This is a genomic window from Streptomyces sp. NPDC054813 (assembly GCF_053611365.1).
Map to the genome: position 1 here is coordinate 170,458 of NZ_JBSHAF010000010.1, position 25,160 is coordinate 195,617.

Consider the following 25,160-nt stretch of genomic DNA (forward strand, 5'->3'; position numbering starts at 1 on the left):
ACGACCGATATGGACATATCGGACCGTGTTAATCATCACGTCAATGAGTCGGGGAGAAAAGGGAGTTAGATACCGGGCGACAGCGGACGTCCGGTCGGAAACGGCAGTTCAGGCCCCGTCGCCGCCGAGCACGAGTACCTGGATCGCCAGCACGGCCGCGCCGCGCGCCCAGTCGTGGAAGTCGGAGACCTTGGTCTCCAGGTGGATCGGCGCCGCGAGCGGATGCCGGTGGGCGCGGACGGTGTCCCGCACCGTGTCCCCGGCCACCTCGATCAGGCCGACCCCTTCTCCGGCGAGCAGGATCTTCTGCGGCATGACGAAGTTGGCGATGTGCGCGAGCAGGGTGCCCAGCGCCCGGCCGGCCTCGCCGATCACCCGCGCGGCCATCGGCTCGCCCTCCGCGGCGCGCGCGAGGATCTCCTCGTAGGACGCGTCGAGGCCGGTGGCGGCCCCGATCTGGTAGCGGATGCTGGGGATGGTGAGCAGCGACACGGCGCTGCCGCGCTCGCCCTGCGGGGTCAGCGGGCCCTGCGGGTCGATGATCCAGTGCCGGCCGAAGCCCCGGTCCTCCTCGGCGTACGGCACCCGCCGGCCGCCGAGCACCAGCCCGTAGCCGATACCGGCGCCGATGGTCAGGACGACGAAACGGTCGAGTCCCCGGCCGGCGCCGAACCAGGTCTCGGCCTCGACCAGGGCGGCCACGTCGTTCTCCACCACGACCGGCAGCCCGGTGCGCCGCCGCACCAGCTCCGCCAGCGGGACGTCACGCCAGCGCAGGTACGGCGACTCGCCGACCACCGCGTGCTCGCGCACGAACCCGCCGACGCCGATGCCGATGCCCGCGACGGCGGGGTGCCGGGCGGTCAGCTCCGCGGCCATCCGGGCCAGCAGGTCGGCGACCTCCTCGGGGTCGTGGCTGGTGAGCGGCCGGTCGAGGCGGGCGACGATGTCACTGCGCAGGGTGGTGACGACGCCGTACACCGTCTCGTCGGTGACCTTGAAGCCGAGAAAGAAGCGGGACTCGGCGACCACGTCCAGCGGCTGCGAGGGACGGCCCTGGCGCGCCTCGGCGGGGGCGCCCGCCCAGGGGGCCTCGACGAGCAGCCCGGACTCGATGAGCGGCTTGGTGAGGCGGGTGAGGCTGCCCTGGGAGAGGTTCAGCCGGCGGGCCAGCTCGGTGCGCGACAGGGGACCGTGCACGAGCACCTCGATCGCCACGGAGCGCTCCGCGGGGCTCAGCGGCAGCCAGTCGGACACGGCATCCCTTTCCTTTCGGACCTGAAGTAACTCGGCCACCCTACCGTGCGCCGGGTGCGCCGCAGAAGCGCCCTTCTGACGTCCTTCCTACTTCCGTCCGCCCCTTGACGGCGAGATTCTTCCGAAGCAAAAGTAACCACCATGACTTTCTCACTCGGCATCGTCGGTGCCGGCCAGTTCTCCGGCCAGTTCGCCACACTGTTCCAGGCCCATCCCGGCGTCGGTGACGTGTACGTCACCGACCTGCTGCCCGAGCGGGCGGAGCGGCTCGCCGCCGCCCAGAATCTGGCGGGGACCTTCCCGTCGTACGAGGCGATGCTGGAGTCGGCGGACGTCGACGCGGTCGCGATCTTCACCCAGCGCTGGACGCACGGCCCGCTGGTCCTGGCGGGCCTGAACGCCGGCAAGCACGTGTACTCGGCGGTTCCCATGGCGATCACCGCCGAGGAGATCGCGGCGATCATCGACGCGGTCAAGGCGACCGGCCTGACGTACATGATGGGCGAGACCAGCCAGTACAACCCGGCGACCGTGCACGCCCGCAACCAGATCGCCGAGGGCGCCTTCGGACGGCTGTTCTACGCCGAGGGCGACTACGTCCACGACATGGACCTCGGCTTCTACGACGCGTACCGCTACAGCGGCGGCGACAACTGGAAGGCGACCGCCAGCTATCCCCCGCTGCTCTACCCGACGCACGCGGTGGGCGGGGTGCTCGGCGCCTGGCAGACGCACGCGGTGAGCGTGTCGGCGATCGGAGTGGTGGACGACCGCGGCGACGGCGTCTTCGACAAGGACGTCAGCCAGTTCGGCAACGACGTGTCCAACGCCACCGCGCTGTTCGAGGTCGCGGGCGGCGGGTCGTTCCGTACGAACGAGTTCCGGCGGGTGGGCTATCCGTCGCACATCCGCGAATCACGCTTCCGGTTCTTCGGGACCGAGGCCAGCATGGAGCAGCTGGCGACGGTGGCGCTGTGGCAGGACAAGAAGGGCGTGAAGGACATCAGCGAGCTCCTGGAGCCCAAGCCCACCATGTCGCCCGACGATCCCTCACTCCAGCACATCGCGCCGGAACTGCGGGCGGCCTTCACCTCCGGGTCGGCGCCGGTGCACGACCGAGAGCGACTGCCGCGGGAGTTCGACACGCTGCACAACGGGCACGAGGGCAGCCACCACTTCCTGGTCGACGACTTCGTGACGGCCGTCAACACTCGTGCCCTGCCGACGGTCAACGCGTGGGTCGCCGCCCGCTACACCCTGCCGGGCATCATCGCGCACGAGTCCGCGCGGCAGGGCGGGACCAGGCTGGAGATCCCGGACTTCGGGGACGCCCCGGAGAGCTGAGCCGGGGCGCCGGCCGGAGCCGGGTGCCGTCAGGTGCCCGGCTTGCGGCCGTACACGTAGACGTCGTCGCCGTTCTTCAGCAGGGACCAGTACTTCTTGGCGTCCTTGGTGGTCATGTTGACGCAGCCGTGCGAGCCCGGCGGGTTCCACATGCTGAGACCCACCGAGTGGAAGGCCTGGCCGCCGTCGAAGAACTGGCTGTAGGGCATCGGCACGTTGTACACGGACGAGACGTGGTCGATGTCACGCCAGTAGATCTTCTTCAGGCCGGTCCGGGTCTCGTACCCGTTGCGGCCGGTACGGACCGGCACCGGGCCGTAGACCAGCTTGTTGCCGTCCTGGACCCAGCTCAGCTGGAGCGTGAGGTTCACGCAGGCGATGCGCCCCTTGTTGGTGGGGCACTTGCCGTCCTTGTTCGGCTTGTCGCCGACGGCCTTCTGCTTGTTCATCAGGTCCATCACGCCCCAGGTGACGGGGCCGGCGTAGCCGATGTCGGGCGTGATGCCGTGCTTGTCCTGGAAGGCCTTGATCGCCTTGCAGTCGGCGGCGGACTGCTTGCCGTCCACCGGCCGCCCGAGGAACTTCTCCACCTGCTTCTGGTAGGGCCCCGCCTGCGTGGTGCAGCTCGCGGCCTGCGCCGGAGCCGAGGTGAGGGCGAGCGTGAGCGGCGCCACCAGTCCGGTGACGCCGAGTACGACGACACCTCGTCTACGTATGTCCCCCATGTGAAGTATGTCTCCTTCCTGTGTCCTGCGATCTCTTGGTCCTAGACCGGCCGATCGAGGGCATTGGTTGTAGCACCGGCCAGGCTGTGACGAAACGGTTAACTTCGGCGTCGGGGGCGCGGGCGGCCTAGGCTGCCGTCCATGCACCGCATGCTTGCCGACGATCTCGCCCGGTTGCCCGAACTCCTGCGGTCGGCGCGTGACGTGGCCGCCCGTGCGCTGGCCGGACTGGACGAGCGGCCGGTGGCCGCGCTCGGCCCCGTACCCGCGCGGGCGGCGCTGCCCGAGCGGGGGGAGGGCGGGGAGGGGGCGCTGGCCCGGTTCACCGAGCGGTGGGCGCCGGGTCTGTCCGCCTCGGCCGGCCCACGCTACCTCGGTTTCGTCACCGGCGGTGTGACGCCCGCCTCGCTCACCGGCGACTGGCTGACCTCGGCGTACGACCAGAACGCGGCGGGGGCCGCCGGCTCCTGGGGTACCGCCCTGGAGCGCGAGACGGTGGCCTGGCTGGCCGAGCTGTTCGGGCTCGGCGAGGCGCACAGCGGGGCGTTCGTGACCGGGGCCACGATGTCCAACACGGTCGGTCTGGCGATCGCCCGGGAGTGGCTCGGGGAGCGGCTCGGGGTGGACGTCTCCCGGGCGGGCGCCGCCGCGCTGGGCCCGGTCGACGTGCTCTCCGGCAGCCCGCACTCCAGCGTCGGCAAGGCGCTGTCGGTGCTCGGCATCGGGCGGGACCGGCTGCGGCCGGTGCCGCTGCTGCCCGGCAACCGGGAGGCGGTGGACGTGACCGCGCTCGACGCGGCGCTGGCCGCGCTCCAGGGGCGGCCGACGATCGTCGTCGCCAACGCCGGCACGGTGAACACCGTCGACTTCGACGACCTGCGGGCGATCGCCGCGCTGAAGGAGCGTTACGACTTCTGGCTGCACGTCGACGCCGCGTTCGGTGCCTTCGCCGCCCTCTCCCCCGCCCACGCCGCGCTGGTCGCCGGTCTGGACGCGGCCGACTCGGTCTGTGTGGACCTGCACAAGTGGCTCAACGTCCCCTACGACGCGGCCGTGCAGTTCACCCGCCGCCGCGACCTCCAGGTGGCCGTCTTCCACAACGAGTCCCCCTACCTGGGCCCGCCCACCGGCGACCCGGACTTCCTGCACCTCACCCCGGAGACCTCCCGCCGGCTGCGGGCGCTGCCGGCCTGGTTCTCCCTGACGGCGTACGGCCGTACCGGGTACCGCGAGATCGTCGAGCGCAACGTCGCAGAGGCCCGGCGCCTCGGCTCGGCCATCGACGCCCTTCCGGACCTGCGCCTGCTGGCCCCGGTCCGGCTCAACGTGGTCTGTTTCACTCTCGCCGAGAACCCCACGCAGGAGCGGGTGGACGCCCTGGTCCGGGCCCTCGCCGCGTCCGGGGAGACGTTCCTCACCCCGACGGTGTACGGCGGGGTGCCGGCGCTGCGGGCGGCGTTCAGCAACTGGCGGACCACCGAGGACGACACCCGGCGGGTGCTGGCCGCGGTCACGGCGGCGTCAGCCGCCCTGTGAGGCATGCCGGGCCTCCCGGTGCGGCCGCAGCGCCGCGTGGAAGCCGCTGTGGACGGCGGTGAGACCGCCGTCGACGCGGAGCGTGGTGCCGGTGATCCAGGCGGCGTCCCCGGAGGCGAGGAAGGCGACGGCCGCGGCGACGTCCGCCGGCTCGCCGACCCGGCCGAGCGGGTAGAGCGGCCGGAGGGCGTCGAGTTCGTCCTCCCGTCCCGCCCAGGCCGAGGTGCGGACCGTGCCCGGCTCCACCAGGTTGAACCGGACCCCGCGCGCGGCGGCGTGCCCGGCCAGCGTGCGGGTCAGCGAGCCGAGGCCGGCCTTGGCGGCGCTGTAGGCGTGGTTGCCGAAGTCGGCCCCGGCGTTGACGGAGCCGATGGTGACGACGGCGCCCCGCCCGGAAGCGGCCAGGTGCGGCAGGGCGGCCCGGCAGCAGCGGTGCACGCCGCTGAGGGTGATGTCGAGGTCGAGGTCCCAGCCGTCGTCCGGCTGGTCCTCGAAGAGCGGGGCGTCCGGGGTGCAGTGCGCGGCACAGTTCACCAGCACGTCGAGTCGTCCGAAGGCACCGACGGCACGGTCGACGGCCGCCGCCACGGAGTCGCGGTCGGCCACGTCGCAGCCGAACGCCTGGACCGCCAGCCCCTGTTCGCGCAGTGCGGCCGCCGTCCGCTCCGCCTCCGGCAGGTCCCGGTCGGTCGCCAGCACCCGTGCGCCCTCCTCGGCCAGCCGCCGGGCGACGGCCGCGCCGATGCCGCGCGCCGCGCCCGTGACGAGAACCCCGTGTCCCGCAAAGCGATTGAGTCCGGTCATGGCAACGACCGTACGGGCCAAGGGATCAACAGGACAGATAGCGTGCGGGCATGTCCGCGTTCTTGCAGCAACTCCCGGCCCTCATGGGCGTCGTGATCGGTGCGCTCGGTTCGTATCTCGCCGTGGTGCGGGGTGACCGGGTGCGGTTCCGGCGGGAACAGGAGGCGCGCTGGGACGAGCGCCGGCTGACCGTGTACGCGGAGTGGGCGCAGGCGTTGAAGAGGACCGTCTCCGTCGACTACCGGGTGGCCGCACATCTGGGCAACGACCCGCATCCCCACCCGCTCTCCCCGCAGGAGGCCGAACCCCTGCTGGCCGCTGCCCAGTTGGCCCGTGATCCGTACGGCGAGAAGCTCATCATGCTGGGCAGCCCGACCGTGGTCGCGAAGGGCCAGGAGTGGGTGCTCGCGGTCATGGCGATGGAGCGGTTCCTGCGGGAGGAGCGGCGGGATCCCGAGGCGTGGCGGATCCTGCTGGAGCGGCAGCGCGACGGCCGCGACGACTTCTACGCGGCCGTCCGCGAGGACCTGGCGTTGCCGCCCGGTCACTCCGGACGCCTGCCGCCGGCGGAGGCGTAGTCACCTGCCGGTCCGTCGAACGGTCCGGCAGGTCAGGCCTCCGGCGCGTGGTCCCTCGTGGTCTTCGTCGAGGGTCGCGCGGAAGCCTGACATCCTCTGTCGCCTTGTCCCGGCGTCAGTGGCCGCGGGTGATCCACTCCGCCAGATGGGGGGCTTCGGTGCCGATGGTGGTCGACTCGCCGTGTCCGGTCAGGACCTTCGTCTCCGGCGGGAGGGTGAGCAGCTTGTCCCGGATGGAGTCGATGATCGTCGGGAAGTGGGAGTACGACCGTCCGGTCGCGCCGGGGCCGCCCTGGAAGAGGGTGTCACCGGTGAAGACGGTGGCCAGGCCGGGCTCGTACAGGCAGACGGCACCGGGCGCGTGGCCGGGCGTGTGCAGGACGGTCAGGTCGGCGCCGGCCGCCTCGATGACCAGCCCGTCGGACAGGTGGTTGTCGGGGTCGCGGTCGGGGTGGGTGAGCTTCCACAGCGGCAGGTCGTCGGGGTGCAGCCAGATCTTGGCACCGGTCAGGTCCGCGAGGGCGGGCGCGGCGTCGATGTGGTCGTTGTGGGCGTGGGTGCAGACGATGGCCTTCAGGACCCGGTCCTCGACCGCCTCGGCGATGGCCTGGGCGTCGTGGGCGGCATCGATGACGATCACTTCGCGTTCGTCGCCGATGATCCAGACGTTGTTCTCGACGTCCCAGGTGCCGCCGTCGAGGGTGAACTGCCCGGAGGTGACGACGCGTTCGATGCGCGTGGTCATCACAGCACCACCACCGAACGCAGCACGTCGCCCTGGTGCATCCGGTCGAACGCCTTCTCCACCTCGTCGAGCTGGATGGTCTCGGTGACGAAGGCGTCCAGCGGCAGCCGGTCCTGCAGGTGCAGGTCGATCAGCATGGGGAAGTCCCGGGAGGGCAGGCAGTCGCCGTACCAGCTGGACTTGAGCGCGCCGCCCCGGCCGAAGACGTCAAGGAGCGGCAGTTCGAGCTTCATCTCGGGGGTCGGTACGCCGACGAGGACGACCGTCCCGGCGAGGTCGCGGGCGTAGAAGGCCTGCCGGTAGGTCTCGGGGCGGCCGACCGCCTCGATGACGACGTCGGCGCCGAAGCCGCCGGTCAGCTCCCGGACCGCCTCGATGGGGTCGCTCTCGCGCGAGTTGATCGTGTGGGTGGCGCCCAGGGTGCGCGCCGTCTCCAGTTTCCGGTCGTCGATGTCGACGGCGATGATCTTCGCGGCGCCCGCCAGCCGGGACCCGGCGATCGCCGCGTCGCCGACCCCGCCGCAGCCGATCACGGCGACCGAGTCGCCCCGTCCGACGTTGCCCGTGTTGATCGCGGCGCCGATGCCGGCCATCACCCCGCAACCGAGCAGTCCGGCGACCGCCGGGGAGACGGCGGGGTCGACCTTGGTGCACTGTCCGGCGGCGACCAGCGTCTTCTCGGCGAAGGCCCCGATGCCGAGCGCCGGGGACAGCTCCTGGCCGGTCGAGGCGAGGGTCATCTTCTGCTCGGCGTTGTGGGTGTTGAAGCAGTACCAGGGGCGGCCGCGCAGACAGGCCCGGCAGTTCCCGCACACGGCACGCCAGTTGAGGATCACGAAGTCCCCGGGCGCCACGTCCGTGACACCCGCGCCGACCGACTCCACCACACCGGCGGCCTCGTGGCCGAGCAGGAACGGGAACTCGTCGTTGATTCCGCCCAGTTTGTAGTGCAGGTCGGTGTGACAGACCCCGCAGGCCTGTACCTGTACGACGGCTTCGCCCGGCCCCGGGTCCGGCACCACGATCGTCTCGACCCGCACCGGCTCGTCCTTGCCCGGTGCGATCACGCCGCGTACTTCCTGCGCCATGGACCTGACCCTTTCGTCGCTGTGCTGACGTGCCTGTCTTCCGACCCTACGCGTGACCGCTCGGTAACGGCACGGAGCACGTCGATCATTGCGGATCTTTCCCGCCGGGCACCGTATTCCCAGCGGCCGGCGTGCGCCATATACCCCTGGGGGGTAATTAGCCGAGACCGGCAGAGCGCCGAGAACGTCCGGGCGATCCTCGCCGAGCACGTCGTCCGGGCCGGCCGACCTGGACGCGACCCCGGCGAGGACCGGTTCCGCCCGTAGGTGACCGGGCCCCGGGGCCGGAGCGGGCCGACGTAGCCTTGGTGCGCCGCCCACCGTCCGGACGAGGAGCACCGTGACCACCGCAGACGCAGTTTCGCCGCGACGGACGGGAGACCGCACCGGTCCGTCCGCGTTCCGGCTGCTCCTCTCCTATGTACGGCCGCACCGCTGGGCCCTGTTGGCGGGTGCGGTGCTCTCGCTGCTGACCGGGGCGACCGGGCTGCTGCTGCCGCTGGTGGCGCGGGGGTTGATCGAGGACCTCTCCCACGACCGTTCCATCAGCGGGAAGTTGCTCGCGATGGCGGGTCTGGTGGTCACCAACACCGTGCTGGGCGCCCTGGGTTCGTACGTGCTGCGGCGCACCGCCGAATCGGTGGTGCTGGGAGCCCGGCGCACCCTGTCGTCGTACCTGCTGCGGCTGCGGATCACCGCCGTGGACCGCACCGAACCCGGTGACCTGATGGCGCGGATCACCTCGGACACCACCCTGCTGCGCGAGGTCACCACGGACTCACTGGTTGCGCTCGGCACCGGCGGGCTCACCCTGGTCGCCACCGTGGTGATGATGGGGGTGGTCGACCCCGTGCTGCTGGGTGTCACACTCGCGGTGATCGCCGGGGCGGGCATGGTGCTCGGCACCATCGTGCCGCGCATCAACCGGGCGAGCCGGCGGGCACAGGACGCGGTCGGGGTGATGGGGGCCTCGCTGGAGCGGGTGCTGGGCGCGCTGCGCACCGTGAAGGCGTCGGGCGCCGAGCACCGTGAGGAGCGTGCGCTGCACGAGGCCGCCGAGGAGTCCTGGCGGCAGAGCGTGCGGGCCGCCAAGTGGTCGGCCGCGGCGGGCAACACGGCGGGGCTCGCGATGCAGCTGGCGTTCATCACGGTCCTGGCGGTGGGCGGGGCGCGGGTGGCGACCGGCGCGATCGGCATCGGCACGCTGGTGGCGTTCCTGCTGTACGTCTTCTACCTGATGTCGCCGATCCAGCAGGTCGTCGGCGCGGTCACGCAGTACCAGACCGGCGCCGGCGCGCTCGCCCGGATCCAGGAGGCACTGCAACTGCCCTCCGAACCCCCCGCCCAGCCCGCCGAGTTGCCGTCCGCCGGCGCCGAACCGGCCGCCCTCACCTTCACCGACGTACGGTTCCGCTACGCCGACGACCTGCCGTACGTCCACCACGGGGTCAGCTTCGCGATACCCGCCCGGGGCATGACAGCGTTCGTCGGCCCGTCCGGCGCCGGCAAGACCACCGTCTTCTCCCTGATCGAACGGTTCTACGACCCGGAGTCCGGCGCCATCACCCTCGACGGCCGTCCGCTCCCCGACTGGGAACTGCCCCTGTTGCGCTCGGCCATCGGATACGTCGAGCAGGACGCCCCCGTGCTGTCCGGGTCGTTGAAGGACAATCTGCTGCTCGGCAATCCGGAGGCGGGCGAGGACGCGGTGACGCGGGTGCTGAAGACGACCCGGCTGGACGGTCTGGTGGCGCGGCTGCCGCAGGGCCTGGAGACGCTGGTCGGGCACCGCGGGACCAAGCTGTCGGGCGGCGAGCGGCAACGGGTCGCGATCGCCCGGGCGTTGCTGCGCCGGCCCCGGCTGCTGCTCCTGGACGAGGCGACCTCGCAGTTGGACGCGGTGAACGAGGCGGCCCTCAGGGACACCGTCGCCGATGTGGCACGGTCGACCACGGTACTGGTGGTCGCGCACCGCTTGTCGACGGTGACGATGGCCGACCGGATCGTGGTGATGGACACGGGCCGGGTCCGCGCGGTGGGCACCCACCGGGAGCTGGTGGCGGCGGACCCGCTCTACGCGGAGCTGGCGGCGACGCAGTTCCTGGCCGCCGAGCACTGAGCACGCGGTTCCTGGGCGCCGGGCACCGAGCGCCCGGTAGTCGGCCGCCGGGCACCGAGTACGACGAAGGGCCGCCCCATTTTCCGGGACGGCCCTCGGGGTGGGGCGTGGGTCAGTACTCGATGCCCGGCACCAGTCCCATGGCCGGCGCCGCCAGGTCGGTGATCTGGTGCAGTTCGCTCAGTTTGTGGACTCCGTTCAGCCCCTGCACCTGCTCCGAGACCTTGGGGATCTGGCCCTGGTACTCCGCCGGGATGCCGCTGCGGGAGACCGAGTCGAGCACGCCGAGCGCGGTGAGCTTCCCGGGGTGCGGTGCGCTCGCATCGGCCGCGTTCGCCATGGGTGCGGCGAGGCCGGTGACCCCGACGGCGAGGCCGACGGCGGCGACGATACGTCGTGTTGAGATCATGTCTCCAGCAACGGCCCGGGCGCCGGGCCGGACACGGGCAGCCGGTCCCCCTCACCCGTCAGGCGGAGCGCCCGGCCTGCGCTTGCCGAGCCCGGCGGGGCGGAGGAGGCTCGAAGGTGGGGCTGTCGCGGCCCGCTCCGCATCGGGTCGCGGGCTCCCGCAGGAGGTCATCATGGGCACCGCGACAGGCTCCACGTTCGACACCGCCACGCTGCGCCGGGCCGTAGAGGGAAACACGGGGAACACCCTGCTGGCGCTCTACACGGACGACGCGGAGATCCGTATCGTCGACCGCACCGCCCAGCCCAGCCACCCCAAAGTCCTGCACGGCCGCAGGGACATAGCCGCGATGCTGGACGACGTCTACAGCCGGGACATGACGCACAAGCTGGACCAGTGCATCGTGCAGGGCGACCAGGCCGCCTACAGCGAGTCGTGCGAGTACGCGGACGGCGTCCGGGTGCTCGCCGAGTCGATGATCACGCTGCGCGACGGCAAGATCGCCGAACAGATCATGATCCAGGCATGGGACGAGTAGCCGGAAGGACCGCGAGGGTCCAGGTCAGCGCGCGGCTGACCTGGACCTTCTCGGCACGGGCCGGACTGGGGCACAGCCGCCGCACGCCTCCGCGCGCGTCCGTCGTGCTGCTGCGGACGGCCCTGCGGGCGGCGCACCGCCGTGGGAAACGCTGAGCACCTCGGTTACGCTGGGCGCGGGCCGTGACTGGCGCTGAGGTGGAGCACCACCGTGGAGCGGCCCGCACTGTCGATGCCGTGCGCCTGGGCGATCAAGGTCTGACCAGCTCAGGAGTGTGCCGCATGACCCATGCCCGTCTCATGGACGGAACCGCCGTCGCCCGCCGGATCGTCGAGCAGACCGCGCAGCGGGCCGCCGAGTTCACCGCACGCACCGGCACCACGCCGTGCCTGGCGACCGTGCTGGTCGGCGAGGACCCGGCCTCCGTCACCTATGTCCGGATGAAGCAGAACCGCAGCCGCAAGGCCGGCATCGCCTCCCGGCACGTGGCACTGCCCGCCACCACGACCACCGGGGAACTCGTCGGCACGCTGCGGGAGTTGTCGGCCGACCCGGCGGTGCACGGCATCCTGCTCCAGCACCCGGTCGGCGAACACATCGACGAGCGGGCGGCGTTCGAGGCGATCGCGCCGGAGAAGGACGTCGACGGCGTGACCTTCGCGTCGTTCGCGACGATGAGCTTCGGCCTGCCGGGCTTCGTCTCCTGCACGCCCGGCGGCATCCTGCGGCTGCTCGACGCGTACGACGTCGACCCGGCCGGGAAGCGGGCGGTGGTCGTCGGCCGCAGCGCGATCCTGGGCAAGCCGGCCGGCATGCTGCTGCTCGCCCGCGACGCCACCGTCACCTACTGCCACTCCCGCACCCGGGACCTGTCGGCGGCCGTTCGCGAGGCCGACATCGTGGTCGCCGCCGTCGGCCGGCCCCGGCTGATCCGGGGCCAGGACATCAGGCCGGGCGCGGTCGTGCTCGACGCGGGCTACAACGAGGGGAACGTCGGTGACGTCGACTTCGACACCGCCGTCGAACGGGCCTCGCTGATCACGCCGGTGCCGGGCGGGGTCGGCCCGATGACCATCGCCGTGCTGCTGGAGCAGACGGTCACCGCGGCCGCCCGGCAGCTCGGGGTGTGATCAGCGCATCCAGGCGCTGTACTCCATGACGTCACCGGCCCGCACGCCGTACTCGGGGTCGCCCCGGGTGAACGTGGTCTCCAGGCCGAGTACGGCACCGGTGGCCGGGTCCAGGATCAGCATCCGCCGGGCGCCCGAGGCCTCGTCGTGGACGTACGCCTGCCCGGTGCGGCCGAGCCGGTCGGTGACCTGGCCGGCCGGGCGCAGCCCCTTGGCGTCGGCGAGGAGGCGGGCCAGGGCGGCCGACTCCCGGGCGCCGAGCGTCCAGTTGTCGAGCAGCTCGCGGGAGGCGTCCAGGAGTTCCGACGTGGTGAGGGTGTGGCTGTAGATCAGCTCGGTCAGGTAGGTGCGCAGTTTCGCCGGGTCGTGCGGGGGTGTGCCGAACGGCGGGGCGTCGCCCCACATCGGCGGGAAGGTCCGCCGGCTGAGCACATGGCCGTCCTCGACCAGCCGCGACCGGTCACCGTCGTCGGTGAGGACCGGGCGGCCGGGGTGGGACGGGTCGGTCGCCACGACCACCTCGGTATGGCTGCCGTCCGCGGCCCAGCGCACCACCCGCTCCTCCGGCAGCGTGACCGGCGGCCTGCCGTCGCTCATGCCGAGGCTCCAGGACTGCACGTGGGTGCCCTGGCGCAGCGCCGGGGACCCGTCCTGGGCCGCGACAGCGGCCAGCTTCGCGACCTCGGCGAGTGGTACGGGGGTGGAGTGGGCGCGGACGGCCAGCGGCCGGGGTGCGGCGACCGCGGGAGTGCCGGCGGGACCGCCGAGCAGCACGGTCAGGGCGGTGGCCACGGCGACGAGGGCCGCGGCGAGCGACCACACCAGTCGCGGCCGGGTCCGGCGCCAGGGGTGCGGAGCGTCGTGCAGCAATCGGGCGAGGTGCCGTTCGGCGGTGTGGTCCAGGGGGCCGTCGCCGAAGTGGGGGCCGTCGGCGGGTACCGGGTCGGCGGCGCGCAGCAGATCGAGTTCGTCAGCCATGGCGGTGTTCCTCGGAAAGAGCCTCGGCGGCAGGGGGTCGCAGTCGGTCGATCTCGGCTCTGAGCCGGCGGCGGGCGCGGTGCAGCCGCATCGCGGCCGCCCGGCTGCCGCAGCCCAGGACGACCGCGACCTCGTCGACACCGAGTTCCTCCCACGCGGTCAGCCGCAGCACCTCCCGGTCGGCCGGGGAGAGCCGGCCCAGCGCCTCGTGCACCCAGGAGCCGGGGCGTTCGGTGTCCGGGCCGGCCACGGTCTGCCGCCCGTGGGCGCTCTCGTCGTTGCCCAGCCGGTCCACCAGCCGGCGCCGGCGCCCGTATCCGCGTACCGCGTTGGCGAGGCAGTTGCGTGCCACGCCGTACAGCCAGGGCAGCGGGGTCGCCGGCAGGTCGGCGCGGCGGCGCCAGGCCACCGTGAACACCTCCGCCACCACTTCCTCCACCTCGCTGGTCCGCCCGTCCAGTCGCCGCGCGACATAACGGCTGACCGCCCAGTAGTGCTCGCGATAGGCAGCGGCGAAAATCTCGTCGTTGCTCATGTTCGGTTCTTGTCCGGCACCTTCCCGATCGTCACACCCCTTTCCGTGACGCTCGTCGCATCCGTCGAGTGTGACCGGTGCGCACCGCCCGGACACAGGCGGGGCATGAGGAACCTCAAGTGGCTCACGACCACGGATCACAAGACGATCGGCACGCTGTACCTGGTCACAGCGTTCTCGTTCTTCTGCGTCGGTGGTGTGATGGCCCTGTTCATGCGCGCCGAACTGGCCAGGCCGGGCCTGCAGATCATGTCGAACGAGCAGTTCAACCAGGCGTTCACGATGCACGGCACGATCATGCTGCTGATGTTCGCGACCCCGTTGTTCGCGGGCTTCGCGAACTGGATCATGCCGCTCCAGATCGGCGCACCCGATGTCGCCTTCCCGCGCCTGAACATGCTGGCCTACTGGCTCTATCTGCTCGGCTCGACCATCGCGGTGGGCGGTTTCCTCACCCCGCAGGGCGCGGCCGACTTCGGCTGGTTCGCCTATGCCCCGCTCTCGGACGCGGTGCGCACCCCGGGCGTGGGCGCCGACATGTGGATCATGGGCCTGGCCTTCTCCGGCTTCGGCACGATTCTCGGCGCGGTCAACTTCATCACCACGATCATCTGCATGCGCGCCCCCGGCATGACCATGTTCCGGATGCCGATCTTCGTCTGGAACGTGCTGCTGACCGCCGTCCTGGTCCTGCTCGCCTTCCCGGTCCTCGCCGCCGCGCTGTTCGCGCTGGAGGCGGACCGCAAGTTCGGCGCCCACGTCTTCGACGCGGCCAACGGCGGAGCCCTGCTCTGGCAGCACCTCTTCTGGTTCTTCGGCCACCCCGAGGTCTACATCATCGCCCTGCCGTTCTTCGGCATCATCTCCGAGGTCATCCCGGTATTCTCCCGCAAGCCGATGTTCGGCTACATGGGCCTGGTGGCCGCGACCATCGCGATCGCCGGCCTGTCGGTGACCGTGTGGGCGCACCACATGTACGTCACCGGCGGTGTGCTCCTCCCCTTCTTCTCCTTCATGACCTTCCTGATCGCGGTCCCGACGGGAGTGAAGTTCTTCAACTGGATCGGCACGATGTGGCAGGGCTCGCTGTCCTTCGAGACGCCCATGCTGTGGACCCTGGGCTTCCTGGTGACGTTCGTCTTCGGCGGTCTGACCGGCGTGATGCTCGCGTCGCCCCCGATCGACTTCCATGTCTCCGACACGTACTTCGTGGTGGCCCACTTCCACTACGTGGTCTTCGGCACGGTCGTCTTCGCGATGTTCGCCGGCTTCCACTTCTGGTGGCCCAAGTTCACCGGCAAGATGCTCGACGAACGGCTCGGCAAGATCACCTTCTGGACGCTGTTCGTCGGCTTCCACGGCACCTTCCTGGTCCAGCACTGGCTGGGCGCGGAGGGCATGCAGCGCCGGATCCCCGACTACCTGGCGGTGGAGGGCTTCGCCACGCTCAACACGGTCTCGACGATCTTCTCCTTCCTGCTGGGATCGTCACTGCTCCCCTTCTTCTACAACGTGTGGAAGACGGCGAAGTACGGCGAGAAGGTCGAGGTGGACGACCCCTGGGGGTACGGGCGTTCCCTGGAGTGGGCGACGTCGTGCCCGCCGCCACGCCACAACTTCGTGTCACTCCCCCAGATACGGAGCGAGTCCCCGGCGTTCGATCTGCACCACACCGTGGACCGGGAGTTGAGTACGCGATGACGGCCCGGGAGGAGGAACGGGCGCTGGTCGGCCAGATCGAGGGGCATCTGCTGCTGGCGGCGGCACGCGAGGAGTGCCGTGACGCGGCGACCCGGGCGGCGGACCGCCTGGGCTGGCTGACGGACAGCCAACGGGATGATCTGGAGCGCCAGTTCAGGACCGAGTACCTGGCGCTGAGCCGCACATCGTGGCGCCGCACGGCGGAACGCGGCACGGAGTTGAGGCGTGAGTACGAGCAGAGGTACCGGATCTTGCGCCAACGACTCATGGTTGGCTTCCTGCTCGCCTGCGCCCTATGGGCGGCAGCGACCCTGATCGCACTGTCGACCTGAGCGTGGACGCGCCCCAAAGAGGCGCGGGGCTGTGTCTGGTATGCGGCTACCGCCGCGTGTGCGCGACCAGCCACAGCCCACCCGCGCCCGAAGACCTACCCGAACTACCGGCTCAACTCTGACTCCACTGCTGGTTGGTCCCCCCGTTGCAGGTCCACAGCACCAGCGAGGTCCCGTTGCTGGTGGCCGCGTTGTACGCGTCCAGGCACAACCCGGCGTTGACGTTCGTGATCGTCCCGTCCGAGTTGACGTTCCACTTCTGGTTGTTCTGCCCGTTGCAGTCCCAGATCACGACCTTGGTGCCGTTGGTGGTGCCCAGGTTGTACGCGTCCAGGCACTTGTTGCCGTACACCACCAGTTCCTTGCGGGAGGTGTACGTCCAGGCCTGGTTCTGGCCGCCGCTGCAGTCCCAGATCTCCGCCTGGGTGCCGTTGGTGATGGTGTTGTTGTAGACGTCGGCGCACCGGCCGGACTGCTTGCCGACGAGCAGCGTCCCGTTGGTGCCCGGCACCGGACCCACCGTGACGGAACCGAGCGTCGGCAGCGAACTCCCGGTGAAGGTGAGCGCGTTGCCGGACCCCTTGCTCAGGTCGACCTGCACCGACACGGTTCCCTGCGAGGACCCGGTCGGCGGGAAGGAGACCGTGGTCGCGGTCTGCCCGTTGACCTGGAGCGTGCCGGTGACGGCGGCGGAGCCGGTGTTGGTGTAGGCGACGTCGACCACGTTCAGGCCGGTGCTCGCGGCACTGACGCCGGTGTACTTGCCGGTGGCGGTGGCGCTGTAGGCGGTGCTCGACGCCTCCGTGCCGCCGCTCACCTTGAGCATCACCGAACCGCCCGCCGGGACGGATGCGGTGTAACTCGTGGCGTAGGAGCCGAGGTTCTGCTGTGCCCACAGGTCGCGCACGGTCGCGGCGGCGCCGGTCAGACCGAGGTCGGACCAGCGGACGGTGATGTTCTGGGCGGCGGAGGTGCGGTTGAGCAGCACGACCGCGCGGTTGCCGGTTCCGGAGAGCACCTTGCCGTAGACCTGGAGGCCGGTGGTGTCCTCGGCGACCTTGACGCCCTGCAGACCGCGCGGGTCCTGGTCGACGCCGATCACGTCGGAGTTCTTGAGGATGGCGGCCGTCTCACTGGTCATCGTGGTGAGGTCGTTGCCGGCCAGCAGCGGGGCGCCGGAGATCGCCCAGAGGGCCATGTGGGTACGGTTCTGGGCCGCCGTGAGGCCGGTCATGCCGACCGTCAGCATGTCGGGGTCGTTGTAGTAGCCGGTGTGCTGGGCGGCCGGGTGCAGGGTCTGGTCGAAGTTGGACAGCACGCTCGCCTGCGACGCCGTGCCGCCGTAGTAGTAGATGTCGGTGCTGGTCCGCCACATGGTGCCGACGCCCGGCGCCCAGTTCCACGGGTTCTGGTAGCCCCAGTTGCAGATGGACAGGGTCAGCGGGCGGCCGGTGGCGGCGGTGGCCTTGGTGACCGCCGAGCTCAGCGACTTGTAGGCGGTGGCCGCGTCCAGGCCCTCGGCGTCGCCGCCGCACCAGTCGACCTTCACGAAGTCGAAGCCCCACTCGGAGAACTGGAGCATGTCCTGGTCGTAGTGGCCCTCGCTGCCGGTGTTCGCGGCGGCGGGGCGGCCGGTCGGGTAGTAGTAGCCGCAGCCGTTCGCGCCCGCGTCGGTGTAGATGCCGGCCTTCAGGCCCTTGCTGTGGATGTAGTCGGCGATGGCGCTCATCCCGCCGGGCCACTCACCGGTGTCGACGGTGATGTTGCCGGCACTGTCCCGGGTGCCCTGCCACCAGCCCTCGTCGATGTTGATGTACTTGTATCCGGCGTCCGGCAGCCCGGCCGCGACGAACGCGTCGACCTGCTGCTTGATGACGTCGTAGTCGATCTTCGCGGCGAAGCTGTTCCAGGAGGCCCAGCCCATCGGGGCGGTGGGCACGGAGATCTGCCGGGCCGTCGCCGCCTGGGCCGGTCCGGGGGCGGCGAAGAGGAGCGCGCCGGCGGCCGTCAGGGCCAGGGCGAGTGCGCGTACGGCGGTGGCCCACAGGTGTCGTACGAGACCGCTGCCGGTCGATCTGGGCGGGGGGTACATGCGGCTCCTCCACGGGGTGCGACTCGAATTCGTTCGTAATCCCGAACAGAGATCGAGGTTCCGAACACTCTGCGCGCCGAACGTAGAGCCGCGCGAGGGTGAAGTCAACGGATGTGACAGGCGTGAAGTCGCCGCTCCCCTATGGGCGTTCACCGCATGATGGCCCGCACGCCGCCATACTGCCGGTCGTGCGCGCAGCGGGGCTCGTCGAAGGTTCCGGGGTGGCTTTCCCCCCTCCCGGTGGATCCCCGGACCGAGCTGGAGTCCTCGCGGGGCGCGGGCTGCATCGCAGCGTAAGCGGGCCCGGCAAGCTGCTGAGGATGGTGGAGATGGCCCGGCGGCTGGTCGGGCGGATGACGGACGGCCTGGTCGCGGCGGCGCGGTCGAGCGACGTACTGCTGCCGTCCGGCTCACTGGCCCCGATCCACCCACACCCGCAGACGAACAGCTACCGGGAGCCCCCCGACACCCACCCCTCCGGCCGCAACATCCCCACCAGCAACCGCACCAGCTCCTCCACGACCTCATCCAGACTGGCGTCCACCCACCCCGCGCTCCAGTCGTGCAGCAACCCGTTCACGCTGCCGATAAAGGCCGTCGCCGCCAACCGATAGCCCCGGGGCGCCGCGTCCCCCCGCGCAACGGCCGCGTTCGCCTCACCGCATATCAGCTCCACCCACCGCGCCCGCCGCGCCAGCCGCTGCTCCTCCAGCCGCGGACTGACGCCGATGATCTCGACGAAGGCGATGCGGATGCGGCGTGGATCTGAGGTGACGTCACGGGCATACGCGCGGAACAGCACCGTCACCCGCTCCACCAGCGGCAGCAGCTGCGCCTCCGCGAACGCGTCCGTCACCGCCTCCTCGGCCCATGCGTTGACCTCCAGATGCAGCGCGGCGAGCACGTCCTCCAGGGTGTGGAACTCCTCGTAGAACTGACGGGTCGACAGGCCGGCCGCCTGGCTGAGCGCGGCGACGGTCGTGGCGCGAAATCCCGGTGTGTCGCCGAAGAGCTGAAGGGCCGCATCCAGGAAGCGCCGACGCCGTTCGGCCTTGCGTTCCTCGGCGGACCGGCCGCCGTAGCGTCCCGTCGGTGCCTTGAGCCTGCCCGCCAAGGTTGTCCCCTCCGTCATTCGCCCGATGGCCAATTTTGTCGTGTACGCCTCTTGTGGAGTAAGGCGCCCTCTCCTTACTTTTCAGTAAGTTCACTTTGAACGCAGCCGTGTTCAGATTCCAAGACCCCTGGCCTGCGCGCACCCCCACACCCCCCTCAGAGGAGAGAGCAGTCATGCCTGCTTTCAGACCCAGGCACCTTTGCTCCGTAGCCGCCGCCCTCGTCCTGACCGTCGCCGCACCCGCGACAGCCGCCACCGCCGCGGCCGACGCCTCCCTGCGCGAAGTGCTGTTCGTCGGCAACAACTGGGACGGCACCGCGACCGTACTGAACTCGTCCGGAGACTTCGCCAAGGTCGGCCAGATCAACGTCATTCCCGACAAGGACCAGCGGATCGCCGAGATCAACGCCGACCCGATCAAGTGGATCTACTACACGTCCATCCGCAACGAGGTCGGTCAGGGACACGACCAGTACGCCGACGACATGTACTCCACGCCGGACGGCAAGTCCGTGGTCGTCTCCCGTCCGAGCTTCGCCGACGTCGTCTCCATCGACCTGGCCACAGACACGGTCAACTGGCGTTTCCCGGTGGCAGGTTATCGCGCCGACCACATGGCCGTCTCCCCCGACGGCACCAAGGTCGCGGTCTCGGCGTCCACGGCGAACAAGGTGCAGGTGCTGGACATCAACACCGGTAAGGAACTGGGCGAGTTCGACACCGGTGACAAGCCGCACGAGAACGTCTTCACGAACGGCGGCAAGTACATCTGGAACATGTCGATCGGCGAGGTCACGACCTCGCTCGACGACCCGATATGGGACTGGACGAAGGGCGACCGGCACATCACCGTCGTCGACGCCACCACCTACAAGACCGTCCGGACGATCGACATGCGCGAACGGCTGGACGCGATCGGCCTGACGAACTTCTCCGACGCGGTGCGGCCCGCCGCGTTCACCCCGGACTGGTCGAAACTGTACTTCCAGGTGTCGTTCTTCAACGGCTTCCTGGAGTACGACGTCGCCACCGACAAGATCACCCGGGTGAAGACGCTGCCGGAGAACCCGGCGACCAGCACCGACCGCACCACCTGGCTGCTGGACTCGCGCCATCACGGCATCTCGATGAGCCCCGACGGGACCAAGTTGTGCGTCGCCGGGACGATGGACAACTACGCGACCGTCGTCGACCGGGCCACCCTGCAGGAGGGTCCGCTCGTGACCGCGTCGACCCCGTACTGGGCCACGGTGAGCGGTGACGGCAAGGACTGCGTCATCTCCGAGAGCGGCGCCGACCAGGTGACGGCCATCGACTTCGCCACCGGCGAGAAGGTGACCTCGGTCGCGGTCGGCGACCACCCGCAGCGCGTCCGGCTCGGCCATGTGCAGGCCGGCTGGACGGGGCCGTCCTCGAATTGACGGACTCTCAGGCACTTTCGGCCTCCGGGGTCGCACGGCGTCCCGGAGGCCGAAGCGCGTTGTCAGAACTTCGCCGCCACCCAGGCGGCCAGCTCGGACTTGGCCGCGTTCAGCAGGGTGGAGCCCGGCGAGGTCGCCCCGTTGGTCACCAGCGCGAAGTGCAGCACGCCGGAGTCCGAGTCACTGAGCAGCAGTCGGCGGCTGCCCGTGCCACCCGGTTCGACCGCCACACCGACCGGGGTCGAGGACGTGTACGACGGGGGTGCGTAGACGGTTCCCAGATCCGAGACGACCGTGGTGGACGCGGTCGGGAAGGAGGCCGGGAGGTGGAGTTCGGTGGGTGCGGTGGCACTGCCGGAGCGCCAGACCTGGACGGCGTACTGGCCGGAGCCCACCAGCGCGGCCACGTTCGGCAGCGAACTGGGCACCGGGTTCCAGGTCAGGGTCGTGGAGCCGTCCCGGGAGCGGTCCTCGTAGGTGAAGGCGAGGGTGGAGCCGGAGGTGGCGCCCGGGTAGATCCGGTCGAGGAGTCTGGCGTCCTGCCGGAGGGTAACCGTGCCGGAGTCGTTCATGGCGACGGCCGAGAGATCCTCGTCGTTCCAGGCGTCACCGGAGGTGAGGACCTTGTCGGGGTTGTCGTTCATCAGCTCGTGATGGCGGCCGTTGTAGATGTCCCACTGCCACTGGGTACCGGAGAGCACCGGACCGGAGGACGCCGGGGTGGTCCACCAGGTGGACCCGGGGAGGCGGGAGTCGAGGGCCTGGTACATGGCCTTGTCGACGGTCGGCGCCTTGCCCGCGGTGGTGCCGGACAGCGGATGCCCGAACTCGCTGACGACCGCCGTGGTTCCGGCGGCCGAGGCGCGGTCGCGGACGGTGCCGAAGTCGGTGCTGTACTGGCCGTCGGAGGCGTTGCCCCACATCAGGATGCCGGAGATGGCCTTCTGGTCGTAGAAGTGGGTGTTGAAGACATAGCGCGAGCCGAGCGTGCCCGCGTCCAGCAGGCCGCCCTCCTGCTTCTGGGTGCTGATGTTGGCGTTCCAGAAGAGGTTGGGCTCGACCAGGGCGGGCTTGGCGCTCCAGCCGGCCGCGTCCATCCGGGCCCGGAACTTCTGGTAGAAGGGCCACAGCAGGTTCTGCTCCCAGGTGCGGGAGGTCTGGCCGGAGTCGTAGGAGCCGGCGTACGGCTCGTTGTAGGGGTCGAAGCCGACGACGCCCGCGAACTCGTCGGACGTCAGATGCTGGGCCAGGTAGGCCATGGTGGTCTGGGCGGTGGCCAGGAAGGCGTCCTGGAGGCCGTAGTTGTTGTGCCAGAAGTCGTACTGGCCCTCCTGGACGGCCGTGTTCTGGGTGATGTTCTGGCCCCAGAACAGGCAGATGCCGCAGGACTCGGCCGGGTAGTTCCCGAGCGCCACCGCCCATTCGGGGGCGCCGTCGCCCGTGTACCAGCTGCCCGAGTTGAACAGGTAGCGAGAGTACAGGTCCTGGTGGAAGTCGGGGAAGACGCGGATGCCGGTGTCCAGGAACGCCTGCATCTGCGCGGTGGCGGCGGCCAGGTAGGCGGTGTCCACCTGGCCCTCGGCGGGTTCGGCGTGCGCCCAGGAGAGCAGGAAGCGCACGGAGTTGCCGCCGCCGAGGGCGCGCAGTGCGGTGGCGGACTTCTTGGCGTCGGCGACGGAGGCGAACGGCAGGCCGCCGTTCTCCTCCAGCTTGGTCTCGCTGGAGACGTTGTAGCCGCGCAGCACCACCTCACGGCCCTGGCCGTCGACGAAACGGCCGTTCTGCACGGTGAGCGAGGCGCCGTCGAACCAGAGGGAGTCGGACGGGGTGGCCGCGGTGGCGGACGGAGCGCCCGCCACCGCGAGGAATCCGCAGAGGACAACCAGGACAACGATCAAACGCGCCCGGACAGTAGTCATGTCCACTACAGTCTGGTGATTTCCGGACACCGTCAATACTTCTGACTCATGGGTAAGTTGAATACCTGCTTGGCACTTGGGACTCAGCCACCCACTCGACCCGTCACGTTCAACAGGTACTCCTTCCGACTGAGCGGGTTGTGATCGGTCCGTGGGCGTTCGGGGACCGTTCCGCGCGAGACGGGGGCGTAGTGGTCGAACGCGCTCTCCAGTTCGCCCTCGCCCCGGGTCAGCCCCGGCAGCAACTGCTCCAGCCGGTGCACCCGGCCGGCGGGCACCGCTCCCTCCAGCAGGCAGAGCGGCCCCTGCGTCCTGGTCTGCTGAGGTGACGCGCCGAGCCGGGTGAGCACCGGGAGCAGCGCGCCCAGCGTGTCCGCCGGCGCCTCCAGCCGGAACCGGTGCATCGGCTCGTGCACCCGGGTGCCGGCCCGGCGCAGCGCCTCGGTCAGCACGAGCGGGGCCAGCCCCCGGAAGTCGTAGCCCGTGCTCGACATGCTCTTGTCGAAACCCTGGTGGGCATGGCTCTGCCGGGGCGAGTAGCCGGAGTGGGTCATGGTCACCGTGCAGTCGGGGATCCGCCAGCCGTGCAGCCCCTGGCCGAGGGTCTCGCGCACGGTGTCCTCGACGGCCTTGAAGAAGGCGTACGGCATCGAGCCCAGCTCCACTTCCAGCCGGAAGCCGACGCCCGTGCCGGGCGGGGCCGGTTCCACCCGCAGGCCGACCGTCGCCAGGAAGGGGTTGCCGTCCTTCTTGTTGAACTCGACGGCGGTTCCGGTGCCGGTGAGCCGTTCGACGCAGATGGTGGTCGTCTCCCGGAAGGTGACGTCGAGGCCGTACTCGTCGGCGAGGGTCGCCTGGACCACCTCCTTCTGCACCTCGCCGTAGAGGGAGACGGAGGTCTCCTGCCGTACCTCGTCGTGCCGGACGTCGATCAGCGGGTCCTGCTCGGCGAGCTGGGTGAGCGCGACATGCAGGGCGCGCCGGTCGGTGACCGGTCCCGGGACGACGACGGTCTCCAGGGTCGGGGGTGCGAAGTGGTGCTCGTACCCCCGTCCGGGCACGCCGAGCGCATCGCCGACGCGGATGCCGCCGAGCCCCCACACCTTGACGATCCGCCCGGCACCGGCACTGTCCTGCCGCAGGTCGGCGCCCCGCTCGGCAACGCTCAGCGCGGTGATCCGACCCTCCGGCCGGCCGGGCCGGGCCTCGCCGGCAGCCCGGTTCTCCTCGCGGGCGCCTGCCACCAGGTCCCCCTCACGGGCTCCGGCCGACCGGCCCGTCCGCATTTCCCGGCCCTCAGCCGCCTCCCGGCCGCCGCCTCCGAAGGGAATGCGGTCGCGGACCCGTAGGACGCCGGTGAAGATGCGCGCGTAGGCGATCTTCTCGCCCGCCGGGCCGCGTTCGACCTTGAAGACCGTGGCCGACAGCGGTCCGGCCGGGTCACCGTCGGCGGCGGGGAGCAGCCGTTCGACGCCCGCGATCAGCTCGGGCACCCCGGCGCCCGTGACGGCGGAGCCGAAGTACACCGGGTGGACCTGGGTCCGCCGGGTCTGGTCGGCGAGCGCGGCGCGCAGCCGGCCGTCGGGGACCCCGCCGTCCAGATAGGCGGCGAGCAGTGCGTCGTCGTGGTCGGCGAGCACATCCACCGCCCCCGGGGCGAGGCCGGGCTCGAAGCGGGCGGCGCGGGTGCCGAGCGCGACCGGTCGGCCCATCGGGACCAGCGGGACGGCGAGTCTGCGGGAGAGCTGGGCGAGCACGGCCTCGTGCCGGGCGCCGCGCCGGTCGATCTTGTTGACGAAGACCAGTGTGGGGATGCGCAGCCGCCGCAGCGTCCGCATCAGCACGCGGGTCTGGGCCTGGACGCCCTCCACGGCCGAGACGACCAGGACCGCGCCGTCCAGCACCCCGAGGACCCGTTCCACCTCGGCGATGAAGTCCGGGTGCCCCGGGGTGTCGATGAGGTTGACGGTCACCCCGTCGAGGGGGAACGACACGACCGCGGACTTGATCGTGATACCGCGCTGCCGCTCCAGGGCGAGGGTGTCGGTCCGGGTGCTGCCGGCGTCGACACTGCCGATCTCGTCGATGACCCCGGCCGCGTGCAGCAGCCGTTCGGTCAGACTGGTCTTACCTGCGTCGACATGGGCGAGAATTCCGAGATTGAGCAGATGCACTGAGCGTGATGTCCTTCGGCATGGGTGGGATTCCTTCCTGGGCGGACATGCACGCAGCGCGCATCGGTGGTCCTCTCGGTGGGCCGTCGGGTCATCAGGTCAGGGAGAAGTGCAGCAGGGCACCTGACCCGACGGCAATGGATTAACGTTCAACGACAGCCCCGGCCCAGCGCTCGCGGGCCTCCAGAGCCCGGCCATGGAGTGATCCGCATCAGGCGAGCTGAACGTGGACGGTGTCCTCGACCTGGCGAAAGCGCCGGCGGACGACGCCCCGCTGATCCGCTCCGGCAACGGCACCGACCGCAGTTCCCGAACCGGTGGGGGCGGGGCGAGATGGCGCGGGGCGCGGTCGTCGTGCCGCTCTCGGGCGGCTGGGAGCGCGGCGATCCCGAGCCGCTCGGACAGCAGATGCGCCGGCCGCACGCCCTGGCCCACCATGTGGTGTGGGCGAACCCCCGCGAAGCGCGGCCCGGTCACGCACCGCCGGCGGCCGGGACGCCGGCGGCGCTGCCCAGCGTCGACGCCTTCGCCGAGGGCACAACCCTCGAGGGCCCAGCCGGGCGGCGCCGGAGCGGCCGGCGGCCGTGGTGCGCCCGACGCGGGCGGACGCGGCTTCGGGGA

General features: G+C 70.7%; 22 protein-coding genes, 2 pseudogenes and 1 riboswitch. Of the genes and pseudogenes, 12 read left to right on the plus strand and 12 right to left on the minus strand.

What is annotated here, in order from left to right; translation table 11 throughout:
• Positions 1-108 precede the first annotated feature (108 nt).
• On the minus strand, positions 109-1,257 hold the full coding sequence (locus tag ACWGJB_RS21845; RefSeq protein ID WP_453381794.1) for an ROK family protein: 1,149 nt from the start codon (positions 1,255-1,257) through the stop codon (positions 109-111).
• Positions 1,258-1,398: 141 nt separating this feature from the next.
• Between ACWGJB_RS21845 and ACWGJB_RS21850 the strand changes: the two genes are divergently transcribed.
• Positions 1,399-2,601, plus strand: a complete 1,203-nt coding sequence (locus ACWGJB_RS21850; RefSeq protein WP_453381795.1) for a Gfo/Idh/MocA family protein — start codon at positions 1,399-1,401, stop codon at positions 2,599-2,601.
• Between the two features lie 29 nt (positions 2,602-2,630).
• Here the strand turns inward: ACWGJB_RS21850 and ACWGJB_RS21855 are convergent, their stop codons facing one another.
• Positions 2,631-3,326: a L,D-transpeptidase family protein gene (locus ACWGJB_RS21855; protein ID WP_450756784.1), complete on the minus strand. Its 696-nt coding sequence runs from the start codon at positions 3,324-3,326 to the stop codon at positions 2,631-2,633.
• A 141-nt stretch (positions 3,327-3,467) separates the two neighbouring features.
• On the opposite strand from ACWGJB_RS21855, the gene ACWGJB_RS21860 reads away from it, so the two are divergent.
• On the plus strand, positions 3,468-4,862 hold the full coding sequence (locus tag ACWGJB_RS21860) for a pyridoxal phosphate-dependent decarboxylase family protein (RefSeq protein ID WP_453381796.1): 1,395 nt from the start codon (positions 3,468-3,470) through the stop codon (positions 4,860-4,862).
• On the opposite strand, the gene ACWGJB_RS21865 is transcribed toward ACWGJB_RS21860, so the two are convergent.
• Entirely contained in the window at positions 4,848-5,666 is an 819-nt protein-coding gene (locus tag ACWGJB_RS21865; RefSeq protein ID WP_453381797.1) for an SDR family NAD(P)-dependent oxidoreductase, read from the minus strand. The genes ACWGJB_RS21860 and ACWGJB_RS21865 overlap by 15 nt on opposite strands.
• Before the next feature lie 50 nt (positions 5,667-5,716).
• Between ACWGJB_RS21865 and ACWGJB_RS21870 the strand changes: the two genes are divergently transcribed.
• A complete protein-coding gene (locus tag ACWGJB_RS21870; protein ID WP_453381798.1) occupies positions 5,717-6,244 on the plus strand; it encodes a hypothetical protein in 528 nt (175 codons plus the stop codon).
• Positions 6,245-6,359: 115 nt separating this feature from the next.
• Here the strand turns inward: ACWGJB_RS21870 and ACWGJB_RS21875 are convergent, their stop codons facing one another.
• Both ACWGJB_RS21875 and ACWGJB_RS21880 read right to left on the minus strand, forming a co-directional pair.
• Positions 6,360-6,989 carry an MBL fold metallo-hydrolase gene (locus ACWGJB_RS21875; protein WP_453381799.1) on the minus strand — a complete coding sequence of 210 codons (630 nt, stop codon included), beginning with the start codon at positions 6,987-6,989 and terminating at the stop codon, positions 6,360-6,362.
• Positions 6,989-8,077, minus strand: a complete 1,089-nt coding sequence (locus ACWGJB_RS21880; RefSeq protein WP_453381800.1) for an S-(hydroxymethyl)mycothiol dehydrogenase — start codon at positions 8,075-8,077, stop codon at positions 6,989-6,991. The genes ACWGJB_RS21875 and ACWGJB_RS21880 overlap by 1 nt, the downstream gene beginning before the upstream one ends.
• A gap of 340 nt (positions 8,078-8,417) precedes the next feature.
• On the opposite strand from ACWGJB_RS21880, the gene ACWGJB_RS21885 reads away from it, so the two are divergent.
• The gene (locus ACWGJB_RS21885; protein ID WP_453381801.1) at positions 8,418-10,196 is read left to right on the plus strand and encodes an ABC transporter ATP-binding protein; all 1,779 of its coding nucleotides are present in this window, start codon (positions 8,418-8,420) and stop codon (positions 10,194-10,196) included.
• A 112-nt stretch (positions 10,197-10,308) separates the two neighbouring features.
• Here ACWGJB_RS21885 and ACWGJB_RS21890 read toward each other — a convergent pair whose 3' ends face one another.
• Positions 10,309-10,605, minus strand: coding sequence for a hypothetical protein (locus tag ACWGJB_RS21890; protein ID WP_453381802.1), 297 nt, complete (start codon positions 10,603-10,605; stop codon positions 10,309-10,311).
• 172 nt (positions 10,606-10,777) lie between these two features.
• Here ACWGJB_RS21890 and ACWGJB_RS21895 point away from each other — a divergent pair, with 172 nt between their 5' ends.
• The 3 genes from ACWGJB_RS21895 (at position 10,778) to ACWGJB_RS21905 (ending at position 12,273) form a co-directional block, all read left to right on the plus strand.
• The gene (locus ACWGJB_RS21895; protein WP_453381803.1) at positions 10,778-11,143 is read left to right on the plus strand and encodes a nuclear transport factor 2 family protein; all 366 of its coding nucleotides are present in this window, start codon (positions 10,778-10,780) and stop codon (positions 11,141-11,143) included.
• Positions 11,131-11,298 carry a hypothetical protein gene (locus tag ACWGJB_RS21900; RefSeq protein ID WP_351744909.1) on the plus strand — a complete coding sequence of 56 codons (168 nt, stop codon included), beginning with the start codon at positions 11,131-11,133 and terminating at the stop codon, positions 11,296-11,298. Before ACWGJB_RS21895 ends, ACWGJB_RS21900 begins: the two co-directional genes overlap by 13 nt.
• Positions 11,299-11,315: 17 nt before the next feature.
• Positions 11,316-11,398, plus strand: a riboswitch (ZMP/ZTP riboswitch).
• Between the two features lie 26 nt (positions 11,399-11,424).
• Positions 11,425-12,273 carry a bifunctional 5,10-methylenetetrahydrofolate dehydrogenase/5,10-methenyltetrahydrofolate cyclohydrolase gene (locus tag ACWGJB_RS21905; RefSeq protein WP_453381804.1) on the plus strand — a complete coding sequence of 283 codons (849 nt, stop codon included), beginning with the start codon at positions 11,425-11,427 and terminating at the stop codon, positions 12,271-12,273.
• Here the strand turns inward: ACWGJB_RS21905 and ACWGJB_RS21910 are convergent, their stop codons facing one another.
• Both ACWGJB_RS21910 and ACWGJB_RS21915 read right to left on the minus strand, forming a co-directional pair.
• Positions 12,274-13,251 (minus strand): CU044_5270 family protein, encoded by a 978-nt coding sequence (locus ACWGJB_RS21910; protein ID WP_453381805.1) that lies wholly within the window; start codon positions 13,249-13,251, stop codon positions 12,274-12,276.
• Positions 13,244-13,786, minus strand: coding sequence for an RNA polymerase sigma factor (locus ACWGJB_RS21915; protein WP_453381806.1), 543 nt, complete (start codon positions 13,784-13,786; stop codon positions 13,244-13,246). The genes ACWGJB_RS21910 and ACWGJB_RS21915 overlap by 8 nt, the downstream gene beginning before the upstream one ends.
• Positions 13,787-13,891: 105 nt before the next feature.
• Between ACWGJB_RS21915 and ctaD the strand changes: the two genes are divergently transcribed.
• The gene (ctaD, locus tag ACWGJB_RS21920; protein WP_453381807.1) at positions 13,892-15,487 is read left to right on the plus strand and encodes an aa3-type cytochrome oxidase subunit I; all 1,596 of its coding nucleotides are present in this window, start codon (positions 13,892-13,894) and stop codon (positions 15,485-15,487) included.
• Positions 15,484-15,819 (plus strand): hypothetical protein, encoded by a 336-nt coding sequence (locus tag ACWGJB_RS21925; RefSeq protein ID WP_453381808.1) that lies wholly within the window; start codon positions 15,484-15,486, stop codon positions 15,817-15,819. Before ctaD ends, ACWGJB_RS21925 begins: the two co-directional genes overlap by 4 nt.
• Before the next feature lie 112 nt (positions 15,820-15,931).
• Here ACWGJB_RS21925 and ACWGJB_RS21930 read toward each other — a convergent pair whose 3' ends face one another.
• Complete coding sequence (locus tag ACWGJB_RS21930; protein ID WP_453381809.1) at positions 15,932-17,911, minus strand: ricin-type beta-trefoil lectin domain protein; 1,980 nt, start codon at positions 17,909-17,911, stop codon at positions 15,932-15,934.
• A 176-nt stretch (positions 17,912-18,087) separates the two neighbouring features.
• Between ACWGJB_RS21930 and ACWGJB_RS21935 the strand changes: the two are divergent.
• Positions 18,088-18,336: pseudogene (locus tag ACWGJB_RS21935) on the plus strand (glycosyltransferase); the annotation flags it as partial.
• A 23-nt stretch (positions 18,337-18,359) separates the two neighbouring features.
• Here ACWGJB_RS21935 and ACWGJB_RS21940 read toward each other — a convergent pair.
• Positions 18,360-19,025, minus strand: a complete 666-nt coding sequence (locus tag ACWGJB_RS21940; protein WP_453381954.1) for a TetR/AcrR family transcriptional regulator — start codon at positions 19,023-19,025, stop codon at positions 18,360-18,362.
• Positions 19,026-19,198: 173 nt separating this feature from the next.
• On the opposite strand from ACWGJB_RS21940, the gene ACWGJB_RS21945 reads away from it, so the two are divergent.
• On the plus strand, positions 19,199-20,446 hold the full coding sequence (locus ACWGJB_RS21945) for a YncE family protein (RefSeq protein WP_453381810.1): 1,248 nt from the start codon (positions 19,199-19,201) through the stop codon (positions 20,444-20,446).
• Positions 20,447-20,508: 62 nt separating this feature from the next.
• Here the strand turns inward: ACWGJB_RS21945 and ACWGJB_RS21950 are convergent, their stop codons facing one another.
• Complete coding sequence (locus ACWGJB_RS21950) at positions 20,509-22,365, minus strand: cellulase family glycosylhydrolase (RefSeq protein ID WP_453381811.1); 1,857 nt, start codon at positions 22,363-22,365, stop codon at positions 20,509-20,511.
• 83 nt (positions 22,366-22,448) lie between these two features.
• Positions 22,449-24,539, minus strand: a complete 2,091-nt coding sequence (locus ACWGJB_RS21955) for a GTP-binding protein (RefSeq protein ID WP_453381812.1) — start codon at positions 24,537-24,539, stop codon at positions 22,449-22,451.
• Positions 24,540-24,740: 201 nt separating this feature from the next.
• Between ACWGJB_RS21955 and ACWGJB_RS21960 the strand changes: the two are divergent.
• Positions 24,741-25,076 (plus strand): annotated as a pseudogene (locus tag ACWGJB_RS21960) (VWA domain-containing protein); the annotation flags it as partial.
• Between the last annotated feature and the right edge of the window lie 84 nt (positions 25,077-25,160).